The sequence below is a fragment of the Thermoflexus sp. genome, assembly GCF_042408365.1.
GTDB lineage: Bacteria > Chloroflexota > Anaerolineae > Thermoflexales > Thermoflexaceae > Thermoflexus.
Genome location: NZ_JBHOQJ010000297.1, coordinates 1 through 3,311 on the forward strand (window position 1 = coordinate 1; position 3,311 = coordinate 3,311).

A 3,311-nucleotide genomic window follows, 5' to 3' on the forward strand; every position below is an offset into this window, starting at 1 on the left:
CGATGGCCCGGGCCATCGCGTCCACATCCCGGGGATCGAAGAACCGAGCCACTTCTCCAGCCACCTCCCGCAACGCCGGGATGTCCGAACAGGCCACCGGGACGCCGCAGGCCATGGCCTCCAGCACCGGGAGGCCGAACCCTTCCCACAACGAGGGGAAAACGAAAAGCCGGGCGCCCGCATAGAGCGCCGGCAGATCCTCCTCCGGAACCATCCCCAGATGCCGAACGCCCTCCCCTAAGGTCAGGGGATATCGTGGATCCCACGGCCCAGCCAGCACCAGAAGGGCGGAAGCCCATCCCGAGCCCAAATGTTCCCGAACCCTTCGCCACGCCTCCAGCAGCCGCCCCAGGTTCTTGGAAGGCTTGTTGATGCCTACGTAGAGCGCATAGGGGGATTGAAGGCCATAACGTCGGAGGACCGCCGCCACATGCGCCGGAGGCTGGGGCCCATACGGCGCGTCCGCCGCGGCAGGGGTCACCACCACGGGCTGCCGGAGCGAACCGAACCAACGCCGAAGGTCCGCCCGGGTGGCTTCGGAAAGGGTGAACACCACTTGGGCGCGGACGAGAACCAGACGATGCCAGAGGCGATAAATTCCCCGCTGGAGAAACGGCCACGCCTCCGGCAGATGGAGCGGCGCAAGATCCATAAGGGTCACCGCCAGGCGATGGGGGCCAGCGAGCAAACCCAAGGGGACGGCGTAATGCGGGATATGGATAATCGCCTCCGGCCATCGCCGGAGCACCCATGGGACGATCAGATGTTCGGCCGGATGGAATGGGGGAACCGGGATCGACACCAACCGAAGGCCGGGCGCTCGGGCGAGGCGCTCCACATCCCATCGTCGGTTCGGCAACGCGGGAGTGTGGAGGAGACGGACCTCCAGCCCCGGTTCCAAAGCCAGCATCGCCTCCAGCAGACGGTACGCATACCGCCCGATCCCGGGGAAGCGGTCGTTGATCACCCGGCCGTCGAACACCAGCATCAGCAGTGCTCCCCCAGGAACCGTAAGAGGATATCCCATGGGGGTTGATTCCCGAAAGGGCACGGAAGCGCGCGGCTATCCCCTTGGGCCTTCAACCCCATCCCGGTCCGGAGCCCCCTCCCGTCCTGAGGCTTTCCCTCCCACTCGCTCATACAGCTCCACCAGCACTCCGAAGGCGCTCTTCGGGTGAATAAACGCATATCGAGTGCCATCGTGTCCGATGAGGGGCGTTTCGTGGATCAATTGGATCCCCGCGGCCCGTAGCCGCCCCAGCGTGGCCTCCAGATCGTCGACTTCCACGCAAATGTGATGCAACCCAGGCCCCCGACGGGCGAGGAACCGGGCCACGCCGGATTCGGAGGTCGTCGGCTCGACCAATTCGATCTCCCCGCCCTCCATCGGGAAAAAGGCGATGCGAACCTCTTCGGCGGGCACATCGGCCACGCGGGCCAGCGGCAGGCCCAACAGATCCCGAAAGAACGGCAGCGCCGCCTCCAAATCCTCTACCACGATGGCCACATGGTTCAACCGCGGCATCGCGATCCCCCTCTGTTGTAGGGGCACCCATAAGGGGTGCCCCTACAAAAGGTGTGGATGTCCATTATAGGGGCAGGCCTTGTGCATGCCCACAGGACATCCGTAAGGGACGCCCACAAGGGGTGCTCCTACCAACGTAGGATCAGGCCTTGCGCCTGCCCACTCGGGCCATCCGCCATCCCCCGGCCCCGATCCAGGCCCCTCCCAAATCGATCATCACATCCAGGCCGCTGGGATGGCGGCCGGGCACCAGGCTTTGATGGGCCTCGTCGGTCAACGCATAAAAAGCAGCCCAAGCCCAGGCCCAGCGGCCAGGGTTCTCCAGCGGATAAGCCCGTAAGGTCCACCGGGCCAGTGCGGCCAGGATGGCATATTCCACAGCATGGGTGGTCTTCTTCGCCAGGAAATCCAGCCACGGCTCCGGGGCCTGCGGCAGCTGGGATTGTGCTGAAAGGAAAAAGATCACCCCCATCCAAAGGAGCGTCGCCCCCCATCGCACGGCCACCGGCACCCGCGCAATCGCCTCCGCAATCGAAGCTCTCCTAACGAACCCGCCCGCCATCCAGGACCCCCAAGGCTTGGACATATGCGGCCTCCAGCGCCGGAAGGCGATGTTCCCACAGATGCGCACTGGCGATGGAGCGCCGAGCGTTTTCACCCAACCGCCACGCCCCCTCCGGATCCTGAAGCAACCTCCAGGCGGCCTCCACCATCGCGTCCACATCCCCCGGCGGCACCAGCCAGCCGCTCTCCCCATGGCGGATGTATTCGGGGATCTGGCCGACCGCGTCCGCCACCACGGGGAGCCCCGCCGCCAACAGGTCGATGAGCTTCATCGGACACTTGGCCCGGCCGATCAGGTCATCGTCCATCAGATAGAGCGCCAGATGCCCTTGCCCCAAAACCTCCGGGAGGTGGGAGGGATCCACCCACCCCACCCAGTCCACCCGCTCCAGCAACCCCACACGGGCTAGAGCTTCCCGGAACTGCTTCTCCTCGTCCCCAAGCGATCCGCCGACATAGAGAAAGCGCAACTCGGGCGACCGGTAGGCCAGCCCGGCCATGACGTGAAGCAATCGGTCGAGGGGGAACTCCAGGAACCGAGTGTAGAGGAGCACCCGGGGCGGCCCCGAGGGTGGCGGGCGGGAAGGGGCGACGAACCACGCGGCGTTGGGGAGGTAGAACACCCGGCGCGGGGGGATCCCCATCGCCCATGCCAGCGTCTCCAAAGCCCGGCTGGCCACGGTCAGGGCATCCGCGTGGGTCATGCCCCAGCGCTCCTGCCAGGCAAAGAAACGGCGCTGCAGAGGGGAATACGGGTTGCGATCGTTCCAACCTCCGGGCCCCTCCCAGTCATCCGTATCCAACACCAACGCCCCCCGAAAGCCACCCCAGCAGCGCAGGCGCCATAAGATCCAGTGGACCAGCCCAGCGTAGGCTTTGGGCTTAAAACAATGGACGATATCGGGCTGTTGCCGCAACGTTTCATAGACCAGGCGGCGCGTGAGCTCGAAATGGACCGACGGGCCCCGAGGCAGCGGGGGATAGAGGATCTGCACGCCGTCCTCCTCCCAGCGCCGGCCGGCGTCCTCCGGGTTCTGCCAGGCCGGCAACACCAGGGTCACCCGGTGGCCGCGACGGACCTGGGCCTTCGCCATCGGCAACGCCCGTGCCCGCATCGTCCCCCGGGGCCGCAGCCCGAAGGGGCCCACCATCACGATCGACCAGCGCCGGCCTTCCATCCGCGTTATTCCACCGTCACGCTCTTGGCCAGGTTGCGGGGCTG

At 66.1% G+C, this 3,311-nt stretch carries 4 protein-coding genes; all 4 read right to left on the bottom strand.

Annotated elements, in window-relative coordinates:
* Positions 1–988, bottom strand: a 988-nt coding sequence (locus tag ACFMO5_RS13690; RefSeq protein ID WP_376793308.1) for a glycosyltransferase family 4 protein, incomplete at its 3' end; no start/stop codon positions are given.
* Positions 989–1,063: 75 nt separating this feature from the next.
* Complete coding sequence (gene mce / locus ACFMO5_RS13695) at positions 1,064–1,525, bottom strand: methylmalonyl-CoA epimerase (RefSeq protein ID WP_376793309.1); 462 nt, start codon at positions 1,523–1,525, stop codon at positions 1,064–1,066.
* A 142-nt stretch (positions 1,526–1,667) separates the two neighbouring features.
* On the bottom strand, positions 1,668–2,111 hold the full coding sequence (locus tag ACFMO5_RS13700) for a VanZ family protein (RefSeq protein ID WP_376793310.1): 444 nt from the start codon (positions 2,109–2,111) through the stop codon (positions 1,668–1,670).
* On the bottom strand, positions 2,068–3,311 hold a 1,244-nt coding region (locus ACFMO5_RS13705; RefSeq protein ID WP_376793311.1), incomplete at its 5' end, for a glycosyltransferase family 4 protein. The genes ACFMO5_RS13705 and ACFMO5_RS13700, both read right to left, overlap by 44 nt.